The organism is Poseidonibacter lekithochrous (genome assembly GCF_013283835.1).
GTDB lineage: Bacteria > Campylobacterota > Campylobacteria > Campylobacterales > Arcobacteraceae > Poseidonibacter > Poseidonibacter lekithochrous.
In genome coordinates, this window is sequence record NZ_CP054052.1 from 2,358,701 (window position 1) to 2,375,694 (window position 16,994).

Sequence of the window (16,994 nt, forward strand, 5' to 3'; positions counted from 1 at the left end):
ACTTTTTTTATATGTTTTCATTAGGAGAAATTATGATTGAGAATATGAAGAAAATACATGTTGGCGTATTTATTGCAGTATTTGCACTATTAGCCAGTATATTTCATTTATATACAGGAAGTATAGGTTTTTTCGAACCTAGAGAACAACGTTCACTTCACTTGTTTTTATTATTACCATTAATATTTTTAATGAAACCTGGATTCTTAGTAAATTCAGCAAGAAGAGAGAGTGCGAAGCCAGGAATAGTTGATTATGCACTAGCTATATTAATAGCAGTTCCTGCTTTATACTCTTACTTTGAAGCCTTTAGAATCAATATGAGATTAGAAGATGTTACAGAGGTTTTAGACACTGAATTATGGCTTGGTGGAATTATGATCATATTAATTCTAGAAGCTATTAGAAGAGGTGTTTCAGTAGTTATGTTCGGACTTGTATTAATTGGATTTATCTATTTATTTACAACAGAATATATGCCAGGAATTTTCCACTTTAGAGATTTACCTTTAAGTGAAATTATTGAAGCAATGTATTTATCAAATGGTAATGGTATCTTTGGAACTATTACAGGTATTTCAGCAACATTAATTGCTATTTTCTTAATCTTTGGTTCAATGATTGAAGGAAGTGGAACTGGACGATTATTTATTAATCTTGGTAAAAAAGTTGCAGGAAGATATACAGGAGGACCAGCAAAAATCGCAGTACTAACATCTGCATTATTTGGTTCAATGTCTGGTTCATCTTCATCAAATGTATTTACAACTGGATCTTTTACAATTCCAATGATGAAAAAAAGAGGATATAAAGCTTCTTTCGCAGGTGGTGTTGAAACAGCAGCTTCTGTTGGTGGACAAAGTGCTCCTCCTATTATGGGTGCAGGTGCATTTGTAATGGCAGAAATTACTGGTGTTCCATATACAGATATTATTGTAGCAGCAGTTATTGGTTCATTATGTTATTTCGTAATGATATTCGTAACAGTTCACTTTGAAGCTAGAAAACTTGGATTAAAAGGTATTGATCCTAAAGAGTTACCAACATGGAGCGATGTTTTAAAAGATATACATCTTTTAATTCCAATCTTCTTGCTTATTACTCTGTTATTATTAAGATTCTCGCCAACTTATGCAGCACTACTTTCTATTGCGGCAACTTTCTTTACTTCATGGTTAAGAAAACATACGAGAATTGGATTTAAAAAAGCATTAGAGATTCTAATTAACGCAGGTAGAAATACTGTATTAATTGCAATTGCTTGTGTTGGGGCTAATATGTTAGTTCTTATTTTAACAAAAACAGGTCTTATTGTATCTATTGGTGCAGTTGTTACATCTGTTGTTGGTGATAACTTATTCTTAGGTGGATTATTATTAGCACTTATGACATTAGTTCTTGGAATGGGTATTCCTACTACTCCTGCATATATTGTTGTTGCAGCTGTTGGTGTTCCAACACTAGTAGGTAACTTTGATGTTCCAATGTTAGCAGCGCATTTCTTTGTATTCTATTTTGCAATCTTAGCAGATGCTACACCGCCTGTGTCCATAGCCGCCTACTCCGCCGCCGCCATATCCAAAGCGGATCCGATAGTTACGGCTTTCCAAGCTACAAGACTTGCAATTGCAGGTTATGTTGTTGGGTTCTCGTACCTTTTTGTACCAGAATTATTAATGCAAGGTACTTTTATTGGTATCGTGTTAAACACAGCAGCAATTTTATTAGGACTTACACTGTTCTCTGTAGCAATTACAGGATACTTTGTAAATACAATGAGGTTACCAGTTCGAATTATATTAGCACCACTTGGATTATTCTTAGCATTAAATGTTGCTTTACCTTTAGAGGTAAGAATTTCAGGAAGTTTATTAGCAATGCTAATTCTTTATGTGGTTAATACAAAATTCGCTTTAAATAAAACAGCAGCCGATTTATAATATCTATATCCCAATTTATTGGGATATTGGCCAATACTAAAGGAAGTAACATGCCAAAAAACAAAAAGATAGTAATTATTGGTGGCGGTATTATTGGTGCATCAATTGCATGGCATTTATGTAAAAGTGGATATACCCCAACAATAGTTGAAAAAGAAAATTTATTAGAAACTGCAAGCTCATCAGCTTGTGAAGGTCTAATGTTTTTACAATCAAAAAAGCCAGGAATTCATTTAAATATGGCAATGGCAAGTATCAAGTTATATGATGATCTAGAAAAAGAATTAGGTGTTGATTTAGAACTTGATAAAAGAGGTGGTTTAATTATTATTCATTCTCAAAGAGAAATGGAAATATTAACAGACTACGTAAAAAGACAAAATGAAAGTGGTGCAAATATCGAAATGATAGATGCAAAAACTATTAAAGAAATGGTTCCTCAAGTAGCAGACGATGTACTAGGTGGAAGTTTTTCAAGAGATGATTCTGTTGTTAACCCATTAAATTTAACACATGGATTATTAAGTGGAGCTGTTAAAAAAGGCGCTACGATAAAACAAAATACTATTGTTACAGACATAATTCTTGAAGATGGTGCTGTAAAAAAAGTAATTACAAATAATGGCGAAATTGAGGCTGATTTAGTAATAAATGCAGCAGGTCCTTATGGAGCGAAAATAGCTTCAATGGTAGGGATTGAAATACCATTAAAACCTAGAAAGGGTGAGATTATGGTTACAGCTCCTCAAAAAAAGGTGCTTAACTATCCTCTTATGTCTGCAACTTATATAGCAGCTAAGTATGATCCAGAAATTGCAAAAGCAGGAACTGGTTTTGCAGTTGAACAAGTTGAAAATGGAAATATATTAATAGGTTCAACAAGAGAATTTGTTGATTTTGATTCAAGTAGTACAATCAAAAGTATCCAAAGTATTTCTAAAGGAATTGAAAAAACTTTACCAGGACTTGGGAAGTTAAAAATTATTAGAGATTTTGCTGGCTTTAGACCTTATACTCCAGATGGTTTACCTTTTATTGGTGAGCATGAAAAAGTAAAAGGTTTCTTCTTTGCTTGCGGACATGAAGGCGATGGAATTACTCTTTGTGCAATTACGGGAAGAATTGTAAGTGAAATGATAGATGGTATAGAACCAGAATTTGATATGCAAAACTTTAACCCAGCAAGATTTGATAATCAAGGAGATAAGTAATGGCTCAAAATTATCACACAATTAAATTTGGAACAATAGAATTTCCAGCAAAAAAAGATGAATTATTACTATTTTCTCTAATGAAAAATGATATTTACGCACAAGGAAAAGCTCACGGAAGAAGCAGAGGTGGATTCTGTGGAATGGGTGTTTGTCAAGAGTGTTTAATCGAACTTGAAAACGGTGAAACAGCTTTAGCTTGTCAAACTCTAGTGGATAAAGATATGGAGATTAGAGATGATGAATAAAGATTATGATGTTGTAATTATAGGTGCTGGTTTTGCCGGTATTAAAGCAGCATTAACACTAGAAAAATATGATCTTAGTGTCTGTGTAGTTGATGAGGGACTTCTTCCTGGAGGTCAATTTATCAGATATAAAAAAAATGGTGAAAATAGTTCTAAAATTCCAACATATAATAAAGGTTTAGCTCTAGTAAAAGAATTTAACGAAAGTTCAATTACTTATTTAAACAGATCTGAGTTAATCTTTATAAATGAAAAAAAAGAGATTTTAGTAAAACTTTCTGATAATAGTTTAAAAATGATTGTACCAAAAACTATTATTTTTGCAACAGGTGCTAGAGAAATTGTTCAGCCCTTTAAAGGTTGGGATTTACCAGGAGTTATTACAACTGGTGCAATGCAAATTTTATTAAAAACAAGTGGTAAAACATTTTGTGATGAGATAGTAATAGCAGGTAGTGGAATCTTACACTATGCAGCAGGTGCTACATGGCTTGAAAAGGGTGGGAAAATAAAATCATTTTATGATGTAAACTCTTTCCCTAATAAGTTTAAAATGCTTACATCTGCTTTAGCTTCAAATGAAAAAAGAGCAGATTTCTTTGCCATGTTACCTGATATGTTAAAAATTCAGATGAATGCAAAAAACAATATTAAAGTAATTGAAGCCAAAGGTGATAAAAAACTTGAAGCTATTGTTTTAGCAAAAGTAGATGGAAATGGAAATGTAATTAAAGGAAGTGAATTTGAACAAGAAACTTCACTTCTTGCAATTGGAAATGGTTTAGTTGCAAACTTAGATGTGGCTACAGCAGCAGGCTGTGAAACTATATATGATGAAAAACTTGGTGGTTTAGTTTTAAAAACAAATCACTTATTAGAAACTAGTCAAAAAGATATTTTTGCAGCTGGTGCTCCTAGTGGAATTGGTGGAGCAGATAAAGCAGAGCTTGAAGGTGAAATTTGTGCCTATTCTGTTTTATTAAACCAAAAAGTAATTGATGCAAATGTTTATTATGAATTGACAAAAGATTTATTTATTAGCAGAACTAAAGCTATTTCTTTTGGAAAAACTTTAAGTTCTATGCAGAAGTTTAATCTAGAAGAGATAAAAAATCTTGATGAGAATACAACTATTTGTAGATGTGAGAATATTAAACTAAAAGATATTAATGAAGCTATAAACTTTGGATTAATAAGTATCAATTCTATTAAGAAAAAAACAAGAGCCGGAATGGGTAATTGTCAAGGGAAAACTTGTTCAGAATTAGTTCGTGCAATTTTACAAAGTCATGGACACAATGATACAAACCATATTAAAACAAGAGCTCCATTAAAACCTACTAGTATAGATATTTTAGCGGGTGAAATTACATTTTTAGATGGTTCAAAAGTTTAAAAAGGCTTTTTATGATTGAAAGAATTCAAGGAAAATTTGAAGGAAGAAACAAAGCTGTTGCATATAAAGATTTAGTTTTTACAGTTGCAACGGCTAGTGATGATACTTTGGATTTTTGTGAGCAAACAAAACAAACACTAGAAACTTTAGAGTTAAATCTAAGTGAGTTGAACTCTTCAAAAAAGCAGATTTTATCTGCACAAGTTTATATCAGCGATATGAACAATAAAAAGAAGATGAATAAGCTTTGGTGTGAGTGGATTGGGGATAATCAAAAAGATTGGCCCCAAAGGGCTTGTTTAGGTGTTGCATTAGAAGGTGGTATTCAAATTGAAATCACCCTAACTGCAATTAGAAATATATAAATAATAATTAAATTTAATAAATAAAGGAAAAAACAAAATGGAAATTAAAAGACACGTACCAGCAGGAAAAATGAGTAAAGCAGTAATTCACGGAAACGTAGCATACCTTTGTGGTCAAACAGCAGTAGGAGCTGATATTACAGAACAAACTCAAGTTATGTTAAAAAAAGTGGATGACTTATTAGCAGAAATTGGTTTAGATAAAACAAATGTATTATCTGCAACTATTTACTTAAAAACAATGGATGATTTTGCTGGATTAAATGATGTTTGGAATGAGTGGATTGTAGATGGTTTACAACCTGCACGTGCTTGTGTTCAAGCTGCAATGTGTAGTGAAGACATGTTAGTAGAAATCTCAGTAATCGCTGGATTATAATAAATTTGCCATATCATTAGATATGGCAAACTTCACAAGATTCTTTTTAATTAAAACTTCAAGGTAAACATATGACAACTTTAGAATTAGCAGATATTATAGGAATAATCTCTTTTGCATTAAGTGGTTTTCTAATTGCGATTCATTATAAACTAGATATTTTAGGTGTATTTATTTCAGCTTTTTTAACAGCTCTTGGTGGTGGTGTTATAAGAGATGCAATAGCAGGAAGAACACCTTATATTTTCAATCATGATTTACCAATTATTTTAGTAGTTGCTACAGTATTAATTGCCTTAGTATTTAAACTTCATAAAATCTCAAATTTAGAAGGGAAAACTGCATTTATATTGCTTGATGCCATTGGTTTATCTTCTTTTGCAATAACAGGATCCCTTGTAGCAATTGAAAGTGAATTTAACTTCTTGGGAATTGTAATCCTTGCTTTTTTAACAGCTGTTGGAGGAGGAACTACAAGAGATATTTTAATAAATAAAATACCTTTTATTTTAGTTTCTGAATTTTATGCAACAGTAGCTATGTCTATTGGTGTAATTATTTATATTTTAAATGCATATAATCAAATAAGTTTATTTAATTTAACAATTGTATTTGTAGCAGGAACTGTATTTAGACTTTTAGCTTTTTATAGAAAATGGAATTTGCCAAAACTTTAGTCTAAGAGTTTCTAATAATTGATTTATTTCTACCTTGACCTTTTGCTTCATATAAAGCTTCATCAGCATCTTTAAGTAACTCATCAATACTAGTAAATTTGTCATTATAGAAACTAATACCACAACTAATAGTTACGGATATTTTAGCTCCTTTATCTTCATAAATTTCTAAGTCTTCTATTTTCTTTCTTATAAATTCTATCTCATCATAAATTGAATCTTTTGAGTCATACTGTCCAAATAAAACAAACTCCTCTCCCCCTAATCTAGCAAAGAGAGTATCTTCTTTTACATGAGAATCAATAGCATTCACAATCTTTTTAATTACAGTATCACCCATATGGTGTCCAAAAAGATCATTTATATTTTTAAACCTATCTATATCAATCATTACAGAATATTGTTTTTCTATTTTCTTATTAAAATTCAAAGCTGCTAATTCAAAAAACTTTCTTCTATTTAAAATACCTGTCATTGTATCATGGGAAGATAAATACTCTAAAGAAGTAATTAGATTTTTTAATTCAATTTGAGTTTTAACTCTTGCTAGCAACTCTTTTGATTTAAAAGGTTTTGTAACATAATCAATCCCACCTAAATCATAAGCCATTTCTATTGATTCTTCATCACTTTTTGCAGTAATAAAGATAATAGGAATATCTTTTGTGCAAACGGAACCTTTTAGTCTTTGACAAACTTCAAAACCATTTATTTCAGGCATTACAATATCAAGTAAGATTATCTTCGGTTTGTCTTCATTTGCTATTTCAATAGCAGTTTCCCCATCTAAAGCAACTAGAACATCATAATCAGAACCTAAAAGCTCAACTAATATTTCAATACTTGATTCACTATCATCTACTACTAATATTTTATTATTCATGATTTTTCCAATATGTTAATTATTTCTTTAAACTTGTATCTTTTAATTAAAACCTTTACTTCATTAAACAATAACTGATCATCACTATCAAGGGTATAGCCATCAATTTCTTCTAATATAGGCTTACATTTTTTAATTAATTTAGTTTTAGATGCAAATAATAAAAGACCAAAAAGTTCATCTCTCTTGTCTTTTTTTAATATTTTTTTATTTCCTAGTTTTTTAGCTTTTGTAATATTTAAACTCTCAATATCACTTAAAACTTTATATAATTCTTCATTCAAGGTATTAACTAATCTTCTATCCTTAGTCTCCTCAATTTTATAAGCAGTTTTTGATAAGTTGTTAGCGCCAATATTTGCACTTAATCCTTTAATCGTATGTAAAATAATATAAAACTCTTTATCTAAAAAACTATTTAAATTTATATTAACATAATCATTGTAAAAATTATTAAGTATGTTTTTGTATAAGGTACTGTTATTACCTAAAAATGATAATCCTTTTTTAATATCTATATTTTTAAGTCTTGGAAAATCAGCATTTTTTTCATCATCAATATCTATTTTCTCAATTATTGATATTTTTTTACTTATATATTTTAGTAGTACTTCATATAGTTTATTTACATTTACTGGTTTATTTAAATGTTCATTTATTTTAGCTTTTTTAGTTTTTTGTTTATCTTCTAACATTGCATTTGCAGTCAGTGCAATAATAGGTATTTTTTTATCTTTATGTCTTATAAATTTTGTTGCTTCAAAACCATCCATAATTGGCATTTGAATATCCATAAGTATTAATTCATATTTATTTATATTCTTTGTAAATAAATCAATTGCCTCTTTTCCATTCATTGCTAAATCAATATTAATACCACTATGTTCTAATAAACCCAAAATAATGTCTTGGTTTATCAAATTGTCTTCAACTAATAATATATTACTTCCATGAAGGGAAGGAAGTTGGTTTTTAAAGCTACTTTTTTCCGATTTAAATGTATATTCAATTCTTTCATTTTTAAAAAATATACTATTTAGGACTTCATTTAAAACTGACTGATTTATTGGCTTTTGTAAAATAAAACTAATTCCTAAATCTTTTGATTGATTAATTACAGAATCATAATTAAAAGAGCTTGATAGAATTGCTAGTTTACAATTATCATCTAATTGCTCTTTTATATTTTTTAGTTCATCAATTTGTTTTTCTTTAAAATCGTTCCAATCAACTAAGACTAAATCTAAACTATTTTTATCAATAATACTACTTGCTTCACTCATAGTAAAAACACTTTGTACCTCAAATCCAAACATATTAAAGATTTTTTTTATAACTTTTTGCCAAGAGTTATTATTGTCAATTATTAAAACTTTTTTATCATCAAAACTAACATTTTTATGTTCAACAACAATCTCTTCTAAATCAATTTCAAAAATAAATGAACTACCAATACCTTTTTGTGATTCAATCCAAATTCTTCCATTCATCAAATCAACTAGCTGTTTACAAATACTTAGTCCTAAACCTGAACCACCATACTTTCTAGTAGTACTACTATCTGCTTGAGAAAAAGATTTGAATAGTTTACTTTGTTCTTCTATTGTTAATCCAATACCTGTATCTTTTATTTCAAACCTATATCTATTTTTATTAACTCTTTTTATATAAGTAGCTATTTCCCCTGAATCTGTAAACTTTATTGCATTACTTAAAAGATTAGTTAAAACTTGAGTGATTCGTAAACTATCAGCATAAAAGAACTTTGATGCATGAATATCATAATCAACTACTAATTCAAGGTTTTTTTCATGGGCTTTTAATTCGATTAGGCCAATTACACTATCTATAGTTTTAAATAAATCAAACTCAATTTTATCAAGCTTTAACTGCCCTGCTTCAATTTTAGAGAAGTCAAGAATATCATTAATTATCTCAAGAAGGTTTCTTGAACTATTGTCAATCTTTTCAATATAATTTTTTTGTTTTATAGATAATTCTGTTTGTAAAAGTAAATGATTCATTCCTAAAATACCATGAAGTGGTGTCCTAATTTCATGGGACATATTTGCTAGAAACTCTGATTTTGCTTTTGTACTCTCTTCAGCTTTTTCTTTTTCTATTTCAAGCTCTTTTGTTCTTTTTTTAATTCTTTTTTCCATATCTTCATATAATGTTGCATTATCAATTGCAGTTGCCGCTTGTTGGGATATTAAAGAAATTGATTGCACAATTTTATCATTAAAAGCATGAGTCAAGTGTTCATGTTCCAAATATAACAATGCTGTAATACCTTCTTGATTTAGCAAAGGTTGAACAATAATACAAAGTGGTTTTTTAGTTTCTAGATAAGAATTCCCACCTAAAGCAGTCCACTCAATAGGTGAGTTAAAAAGCTGGGCTTGTTGAGTCTTCAAGGTATAATGAAGTAGATTTTCAGGTACAGATTGACTATTACCTTCTAAAATAAACTCTCCTATATTAAAAAGTTTTATTTTATTTTCATTTTGAATATCTTGAGCAATCATATGAAGTTTTTCTTGTTCAACGTGAATTAACGCTGCATATGTTGCACCTGAATATTTTGTAACTGTTTCTAAAAAAATATTTGAAATAGAGTCTCTTTTTAAAGCACTTGATAATTGATTTAGTGAATCAAAGATTGTTTGAGTTTCAAAAGAGTTGATATTCTCTTTTTCTTTCTTAAAATTAATATCATACTTTTTCCAATTTGACTCAAGTTGCTTTTGCTTAGCAATAGCACCCCAATACCCATACCAAAAGTGGGCTTTCTCTAAACACATTCTGAGTAAACTATCTAATTTAAACTTGTATGCAAATCTTGCATAACACTCATATGCAACTGCTGTTACATTAGAGAAACCATACTCTTGAGCTGATTTTATCGCTTCTTCGTAAGATTGTTGAGCTTTAATAGAATCACCTTTTATATTTGCAATTTCTGCTTCAAGTAACAATCTTTTATGGGTAAAATTTGATTTAGTATTTTGTTCCCAATTACAAAACTTCTCATAAATTTCATATGCTAATTCAAACTCTTTTGAATTAGCTGTTGTACAAATACCTAAGTAAATTAAAGCTGAGTAAAAATTAGCTTCAAATATTTTTGCTTGTCCTGGTAGAAATTGCTCAACAATAGTATGTTTATTTGCATAATCAGACATATTTGCACTTTGCATAATATAAGCATGTCTAATTCTTGCTTGATAAAAATATGCTTGATGTAACCCAGTACTTTCATACTGTTTTAAATATGAAACTTCATTAAAATTCTCATCATCAAAACTACCATTTTTCGTTTTTCCTAAAAGTGCCTTAACAGCTTGCACAGCACCAGCTACAGTAGCATCTTCCATATCTTTTTGTTTAACTTTTTGTAAGTAGTGAATCTCTTGAGAATATTGTTTTTCTAAGGATTTAAGATTCATACTAGCAATTAAACTATCAGTAGATTTTACATTAATTATATATCCAGCAGTTACATAATCATTTGTTTCTTCTGAACACTCCCATGCTGTTTTAAAATAAGGAATTGATGATTGTATTGAACTATGCCAAGGATGTGTGAATGTTGTATAAAGAAGATAAGTTGTTCCTCTAATATATCTATTATTTCTTTTATCTGAAATTTCAATTGCTAATTCACCTAGAAGTTTTCCTTTTAAGGGATCATTTTTAGCCATATGTGCAACTAATGCACTTGTAACAAAGGCAAAAGGAGAAATATCACTACATCCCTCTTGTAAAGATAATTTTGTCATCGTAAGGGAAATTACAGAGTTTAATATATTATTACCCACTAAATAAGAAGCATACCATTGAACTCTCATTAGTTCCATAACAGCTATTAAAAGAGGATCTTTCATATCATTCATATTCAGAATAGTTTTATTTGACTCTTTAATATAACTATCAATAAACCCATACTCTTCATGCATCAAGTTTTCTAAGTCTAACTCTTTTCTAGGAAAGGATATCCCTGCAAGAGAAATACCCTCATTAATAACATCTAATACATCGTAGAATCTTCCTTGAAGTTGATAGTGATTTGCTTGAACCAAAAGATACTGTATCTTTTGAAGTTTATGCATTTCAAACTCTTTTAACTTTGAATAACAAGTATCTGCTAATTCAAATTCTCCTGATAAGTAGGCAGTTTGGGCAAGTTCTCGATATATATCGATTAATAAAGTATCAATATTTTTATCATTATTATCACCAATAAATTCAACTGCAACTTTTAAAAACTCTCTTGCAGGAATAAAGGCTGAAGCTTTTTTTGCTTGTAATGCAGCTTTTAAATTTAATTGTGCATATTCAATTCTCAAGGATTCTTTTTCAACTAAATCTATCCCTACATTTAACTGCTCTACTGCTTGAAAAAGTAAAGATTCATCTTCTTCTTTCAAAAGTTCTTTACCAATTTGTAACTTGTAATACTTTGTATTTGAATCATCCATTAACAAATTTGATGATTGTTGTACCCTATCATGAATAAAAGAGAATTGTGCTTTTTCTAATTCATGTTTATCTGAGACAAATAAATATGCATTATTCTGAGGAACAATAAGTTTATCCTCAAGGGCAATTTCTAAATGTTTTAAAGTCTGAGCATAATCTTTTTGAACTACTTTACTTAAAGTTTTTAAAGAAAAATTAGTTCCAATTAAAGAAGCTAAAGATAATAAAAACTGATCATCTTCATCATATGTTTTTAGTTTTGTAAGCATTAAATCTACAACATTAGCACTAAATTTCATTTTATTTAGTTGTTCTTTTCTCCATTTCCACAAAGCACTATATTCATCAAAATAAATAATGCCATTGTCATACAACTGTTTTAATGTAGCCCTTAAGAAAAATGGATTCCCTTGGGTAGTTTCATATAAAGCTTTTGCTAAAGGCATAACATCTTTTATATCTTTTTTTAGGGTATGAGAAACTAATAATATCACATCATCTAGTAATAAAGGCATTAATTTTATATCATCATAATTTATGTTATTTTGTTCTAATTCATAAAACATTTGGGATAAAGGATGGGATTTATTTACTATATTATCTCTATATGCTCCTACAAAAAATAACCCTTTTTGTTTTAAATTTGAAACTATATTTTCAATTAATTTCAAAGTTGCATTGTCTGCCCATTGTAAATCATCTAAAAAAATAACTACAGAAGTCCCTTCTGTACAAAAGGCCATTATTAAGTTTATAAAAGCATTATGAAATCGTTTTTCAGCCTCTGCAGCACCAACTTCTGGCAATTTTTTGTTATGAACTATTAAAGACTGAAGTTTAGGTATTAATTCTGCTATTAATTGAATATTAGGACCTACTTTATCATTTAACTTTTTTTGCCATTTTAAATAATCACTTTTGGGAAGAGTAAATAAATAATCTATTAATAAAGATATAGCACTAATTAATGCAGAGTAAGGAATATCTTTTTTAAACTGTTCAAATTTACCCTCAAGAAAAAAACCATTTTTTGATTTTACAATTGGTGATAATTCATGTACAACACGAGATTTTCCTATTCCTGAGTAGCCAGCAACAACCGCAAATACAGAGTGTTTTGTTATTGCATGATTAAGTAAAGAAGTAAGTCTTTTAATCTCATTTTGTCTACCATATAAATTTTGAGGAATATTAAACTGTGAATTAATATCATTTTTAGCAACAACAAATTTATCATTATCTTTATTGATACCCTTAATATCATCTAGTGCTACTTTTATATCCTGCAGTAAAACATTATGAGTTTGATATCGCTCATCTTGGGATTTATTTAGAAGTTTAGCAATGATTTTAGGAATAATTCTACCTACGGAAATCTCTTTTGGAAAAGAAGCAGATAGAGCAAGATGCTTATAAACTAGTTTATTGGGATCATTATCAACAAATGGAGGTTTATGGTAAAAAAGCTCATAAAGAATAATACCTAATATATAAAAGTCACTTCTATAATCTAAATTAGTATTAGTTCTTCCTGTTTGTTCTGGGGAAATATAGTTTAAATTTATAGAAGATTCTGATAATTCATCAAAACTATATTTTTTTTGATACTGAACAATTCTACTTAAATCAAAAAGCTTTAACTCTTTTTTTGATACATCATATAAAATTTTAATAGGCTCCAAGGCTAGATATACAAACTTGCTTGAATGAATATCACTTAGTGCTTGAACTAATGAGTAAGAAATGTCAATCTTTTGCTCTATTGTCAAAAGGTTATCAACCATTAAGTCATGAAGAGTGGTTAAAGAAAATTTTTCATAAAGTAAATTAGTATTAGGTTCATCAACTTTTATGAATTGAAGAATAAACTTTGAGTTTAACTGTTTTGAAAACTGTATTTCATAACGCCATTGTTTATTAGCATCTTTAGAACTTAATTTACTTTTTCTAGATAAAACCTGGTTTCCACCATCTATTATTTCATAAAGTCTACTCTTCACTTTTATACCTTTTTTAGTTAACTGGCCACTTTGGATATGTATAGTTATAAGAAAAATCTTTTACTGTAAATTTTCCATTATTATGATGTATCATTTGAATCACAGCATCAATAGAAGATCTTAAAGCAGGTTCTGTCCAACCACCTTCAACGCTATAGTTCTCCCCTGCAAAATAAAGTCCTGACATCCAAGAATAGTTTTGATTATATGTTAAATCCAACATATTTTGATCTTCGTTTCTTTGTCTATAAAGCTTTGAACAACCAATATAAGATGGTTCATTAATCCATTGAATCATTACTGGTTTTTCACTATCAATATATTGTGTAATATCTTGACCTGTTGTTTCTAAGGTAATAGCTTTTAATTCTTTTAGAATTAATTCTGATAACTCTTTTTGATTAAATGGCAAAAGTTTTAAAGAATCATCTTCCCAAGTATAACTTGCAAGAATCACTCCTGTATCATCTTTATTTTTATCCCATGAAAAAGCATATGCATCTTGAATAAAAGAATCTGTAACTAAAATTTGTGGGATTTTACAATCTTTCTTTTCCCAGTATTTAGTTTTTAAAGGAAAAAAGAATTTACAACTTGAAATATTATGTTGAGTATGCTCTGCTGTAATTTTTTGTAAAGGCAGTTCATTAAAAGGGAAGTTTTTAATATCAATAGACATTTGAGTAGCCCATTGAGTTGAAGTAATCATTACATGATCAAACTCTTCTTTACCATTTGTATGTTTAATTCTAATCTTTCCATTTTTGAGCTTTTTAATTTGGCTAACAGATGTGTTTACATATAAAGAAGCATTTTTATAAAGACTTTTTTTCTTTCCATCATGACAAATACTCGGAACATAATACAAATACTCTACAAAGCCTTGCATTCCTTCATATCGTGGAGAGATAAGTTTTACTTTATTAGAATCTTTTACCTTTTTTTTATAAAATGGTAAATCTTCTGGGTTTGAGAATCCTGTAACTGTTTGAAGTCCCTGCCCTCCAAAACCAAACATAGTACATCTTATCCACCAAAGTGAACCTATACTATAAAATGCTCCCCAACTTCCATCACCTGTACCAATTGTATATAAAACAGAAGCCTCTTCTTCATTCATACCCATTCCACCAAGATCACCACTTGAACAATCATACCACTGGTCATCTTTATGATAATGAGAAGGAGCCATTACTAAATCATCAAATGTCATAGGATCATAGTGTTCTACAATATTAGACCACAATTTTTCCCACTTATGATTATCTTCAATATAAATCTTACTAATATGTTTAGTAAAAAACTTTATAAACTTATCAACTTTTTTTGTTAAATGTTCAATATATTCATTATTAGCATATTTATCTTTTGGCCAAGAAATTAATTGAGGTTTCTTAAAAGGTCTATGAACTTGTGGACCAAAACCTTTATTTACATAAATACCTGTTCCACCTTTTGCATTACCAGGATTAGGAAATACGGCAATATTTGCTGCATTTTTGGGTTTCTCATCAAAAAGATAATAACCTAAAAGCGAATTTTGTGCTTCTTTAGCATCTTTTGATTCAACACCTTCTGCAAAAAAAGGCATTCTCATTGCACCAAGTTCTATACCTGTTTGATCTTCTCCATTTGGATTACTTTGAGTATATAACCTACCACCAATTCTATCACTAGCCTCATAAATAGTCACATCACATCCACATCTCATTAGTTCACGAGCCGCAGACATAGCAGCACTACCCGCACCAACTATTGCCACTTTTTTTTCTAGTTTTCCAATCCCTTTAGGGGCATTTTTCATAAGATGATAATAATTAAATCTAAAATCAGCAGGGTTAGGGAAATGTGGAATCCAAGGATTATCAGAACTTTTTCTAAAATAAGTAGTAGAGTTGGTATTAAATTGCATGAGAAACTTTCCTTCAAATTAAAATAATAAATCATATAACAAGAACGTAGCATTAATATTATTTATTAGAAATAATATAATTATTTATTCATAGATACTTAAATAATTATATTATAAAAAAGTGAGTAAAGTGTGAGTATTAATCTTTGATATATTATATTTTAATTGAACAATTAAGAATAATTATTTTAATAGAATTTATGAATATGATCTAAAAGATTTACAAAGTTTATTTCTTTGCCTTCTTCTTTTAAAAATTCATTTAAATATTTCTCCGCATCATCCATACTGCTCTCTTCTTCTATTTCTTTTAATTTTGAATATAAAGAAGCAATAACATCTACGGCATCATGAGATATACTTTTTCTGTGAGCAGTATAACCGATTACTGAATTATCATCTAAATCAATTCTTGTTTTAAATTCAGTAAAAATCCAATAATAATTACCATCTTTTGCAAGATTTTTTACTACTGCATTAATATTTTTTCCTGATTGAATTCTCTGCCATAATAGTCTAAAAATTACTCTAGGCATATCAGGATGTCTAATAATATTATGCTGATGACCTATTAGTTCTTCTCTTGAGTAGCCTGAAATCTTTGTAAAATAATCATTACAATAAGTAATTACACCTTTTGCATCTGTTTCACTTACAAGATATCTATTTTTTTCTAATTCAATTTCTCCATTTTTAGGAATAACTTTTTCCATCTAAAATCCTTTAGAAAAGTATATCCTTATTCATATAATAAAACGAAGTACTTAATTGACTATTACTCTTTGCTTTTCTTTTTACCTAATGCTTTTACATATATAGATAAAGCTTTGATTTCATCGTCGCTTAAAGTACTAGTTTCAGCAGTCATGGTTGAACCCATTCTGTAATCACTCTTCTTTCCTGCACGATATGCGGTTAAAGATTCTAATATATATGAAGAACTTAAAGTATTTGGAATTTCAGATACACCAAAACAACTTTTTTCCATAGTAAAGCCATGACAAGTACTACATATAGTATCAATGATTTCTTGGGGTTCTCGAGCAAGTATAGATGAATAAAGTATTAGAAAAAGTAAAATAAGCTTTTTCATGGGAAACTCCTTTATCTTATATAATAAAGAATAACTAGTTTAGTTTTAATTTGTGTTAATTTTGAAAGTTAATTGTTTGATAAAAGTTTTGATTGTTTTTGTTGATAAGTAAAAGTGGTGGCTCGAGACAGAATCGAACTGTCGACACATGGATTTTCAATCCATTGCTCTACCGACTGAGCTATCGCGCCACACTTTAAAATGGTGGGAAGAGAAGGACTCGAACCTTCGAAGCCGTAGGCGGCGGATTTACAATCCGCAGGATTTGACCACTCTCCAACCTTCCCGTTGAATAAATATAATTGGTTGCGGAAACTGGATTTGAACCAGTGACCTTCGGGTTATGAGCCCGACGAGCTACCGTGCTGCTCTATTCCGCGTCATTTGTTTAAGTCTTTACTTAAACAG

General features: G+C 29.3%; 12 protein-coding genes and 3 tRNA genes. 7 read left to right on the plus strand and 8 right to left on the minus strand.

Going from position 1 to position 16,994, the window contains the following annotated elements:
* Positions 1-32: 32 nt before the first annotated feature.
* From ALEK_RS11175 to ALEK_RS11205, 7 genes are all read left to right on the plus strand, one after another.
* Positions 33-1,940, plus strand: a complete 1,908-nt coding sequence (locus ALEK_RS11175; protein WP_164072406.1) for a TRAP transporter permease — start codon at positions 33-35, stop codon at positions 1,938-1,940.
* Between the two features lie 50 nt (positions 1,941-1,990).
* Positions 1,991-3,151 (plus strand): NAD(P)/FAD-dependent oxidoreductase, encoded by a 1,161-nt coding sequence (locus tag ALEK_RS11180; RefSeq protein WP_071625084.1) that lies wholly within the window; start codon positions 1,991-1,993, stop codon positions 3,149-3,151.
* Positions 3,151-3,399, plus strand: coding sequence for a 2Fe-2S iron-sulfur cluster-binding protein (locus tag ALEK_RS11185; RefSeq protein ID WP_071625083.1), 249 nt, complete (start codon positions 3,151-3,153; stop codon positions 3,397-3,399). Before ALEK_RS11180 ends, ALEK_RS11185 begins: the two co-directional genes overlap by 1 nt.
* Positions 3,389-4,795, plus strand: a complete 1,407-nt coding sequence (locus ALEK_RS11190; RefSeq protein WP_071625082.1) for an NAD(P)/FAD-dependent oxidoreductase — start codon at positions 3,389-3,391, stop codon at positions 4,793-4,795. The genes ALEK_RS11185 and ALEK_RS11190 overlap by 11 nt, the downstream gene beginning before the upstream one ends.
* An 11-nt stretch (positions 4,796-4,806) precedes the next feature.
* Positions 4,807-5,160, plus strand: coding sequence for a Rid family hydrolase (locus ALEK_RS11195; protein WP_071625081.1), 354 nt, complete (start codon positions 4,807-4,809; stop codon positions 5,158-5,160).
* 37 nt (positions 5,161-5,197) lie between these two features.
* Positions 5,198-5,539 (plus strand): RidA family protein, encoded by a 342-nt coding sequence (locus ALEK_RS11200; protein ID WP_071625080.1) that lies wholly within the window; start codon positions 5,198-5,200, stop codon positions 5,537-5,539.
* A gap of 71 nt (positions 5,540-5,610) precedes the next feature.
* Positions 5,611-6,216 (plus strand): trimeric intracellular cation channel family protein, encoded by a 606-nt coding sequence (locus ALEK_RS11205; RefSeq protein ID WP_071625079.1) that lies wholly within the window; start codon positions 5,611-5,613, stop codon positions 6,214-6,216.
* 1 nt (position 6,217) lies between these two features.
* Here the strand turns inward: ALEK_RS11205 and ALEK_RS11210 are convergent, their stop codons facing one another.
* From ALEK_RS11210 to ALEK_RS11245, 8 genes are all read right to left on the minus strand, one after another.
* Entirely contained in the window at positions 6,218-7,099 is an 882-nt protein-coding gene (locus tag ALEK_RS11210; RefSeq protein WP_071625078.1) for a diguanylate cyclase, read from the minus strand.
* Positions 7,096-13,581 (minus strand): ATP-binding hybrid sensor histidine kinase/response regulator, encoded by a 6,486-nt coding sequence (locus tag ALEK_RS17585; RefSeq protein WP_071625077.1) that lies wholly within the window; start codon positions 13,579-13,581, stop codon positions 7,096-7,098. The genes ALEK_RS11210 and ALEK_RS17585 overlap by 4 nt, the downstream gene beginning before the upstream one ends.
* Before the next feature lie 13 nt (positions 13,582-13,594).
* Complete coding sequence (locus tag ALEK_RS11220; protein ID WP_071625076.1) at positions 13,595-15,493, minus strand: FAD-dependent oxidoreductase; 1,899 nt, start codon at positions 15,491-15,493, stop codon at positions 13,595-13,597.
* 188 nt (positions 15,494-15,681) lie between these two features.
* Positions 15,682-16,206, minus strand: coding sequence for a PAS domain-containing protein (locus ALEK_RS11225; RefSeq protein WP_071625075.1), 525 nt, complete (start codon positions 16,204-16,206; stop codon positions 15,682-15,684).
* Between the two features lie 62 nt (positions 16,207-16,268).
* Positions 16,269-16,586, minus strand: coding sequence for a c-type cytochrome (locus tag ALEK_RS11230; protein ID WP_071625074.1), 318 nt, complete (start codon positions 16,584-16,586; stop codon positions 16,269-16,271).
* Positions 16,587-16,701: 115 nt separating this feature from the next.
* Positions 16,702-16,777, minus strand: a tRNA-Phe gene (locus ALEK_RS11235).
* An 11-nt stretch (positions 16,778-16,788) separates the two neighbouring features.
* A tRNA-Tyr gene (locus ALEK_RS11240) sits at positions 16,789-16,873 on the minus strand.
* A 16-nt stretch (positions 16,874-16,889) separates the two neighbouring features.
* A tRNA-Met gene (locus ALEK_RS11245) sits at positions 16,890-16,966 on the minus strand.
* Between the last annotated feature and the right edge of the window lie 28 nt (positions 16,967-16,994).

What these genes read in the sequence shown, in the direction of transcription:
- ALEK_RS11210 (WP_071625078.1), bottom strand. Translation starts at nt 7,099, where the DNA reads ATGAATAATAAAATATTAGTAGTAGATGATAGTGAATCAAGTATTGAA.
- ALEK_RS11230 (WP_071625074.1), bottom strand. Translation starts at nt 16,586, where the DNA reads ATGAAAAAGCTTATTTTACTTTTTCTAATACTTTATTCATCTATACTT.
- ALEK_RS11190 (WP_071625082.1), top strand. Translation starts at nt 3,389, where the DNA reads ATGATGAATAAAGATTATGATGTTGTAATTATAGGTGCTGGTTTTGCC.
- ALEK_RS11220 (WP_071625076.1), bottom strand. Translation starts at nt 15,493, where the DNA reads ATGCAATTTAATACCAACTCTACTACTTATTTTAGAAAAAGTTCTGAT.
- ALEK_RS11205 (WP_071625079.1), top strand. Translation starts at nt 5,611, where the DNA reads ATGACAACTTTAGAATTAGCAGATATTATAGGAATAATCTCTTTTGCA.
- ALEK_RS11225 (WP_071625075.1), bottom strand. Translation starts at nt 16,206, where the DNA reads ATGGAAAAAGTTATTCCTAAAAATGGAGAAATTGAATTAGAAAAAAAT.
- ALEK_RS11180 (WP_071625084.1), top strand. Translation starts at nt 1,991, where the DNA reads ATGCCAAAAAACAAAAAGATAGTAATTATTGGTGGCGGTATTATTGGT.
- ALEK_RS11195 (WP_071625081.1), top strand. Translation starts at nt 4,807, where the DNA reads ATGATTGAAAGAATTCAAGGAAAATTTGAAGGAAGAAACAAAGCTGTT.
- ALEK_RS11185 (WP_071625083.1), top strand. Translation starts at nt 3,151, where the DNA reads ATGGCTCAAAATTATCACACAATTAAATTTGGAACAATAGAATTTCCA.
- ALEK_RS11175 (WP_164072406.1), top strand. Translation starts at nt 33, where the DNA reads ATGATTGAGAATATGAAGAAAATACATGTTGGCGTATTTATTGCAGTA.
- ALEK_RS11200 (WP_071625080.1), top strand. Translation starts at nt 5,198, where the DNA reads ATGGAAATTAAAAGACACGTACCAGCAGGAAAAATGAGTAAAGCAGTA.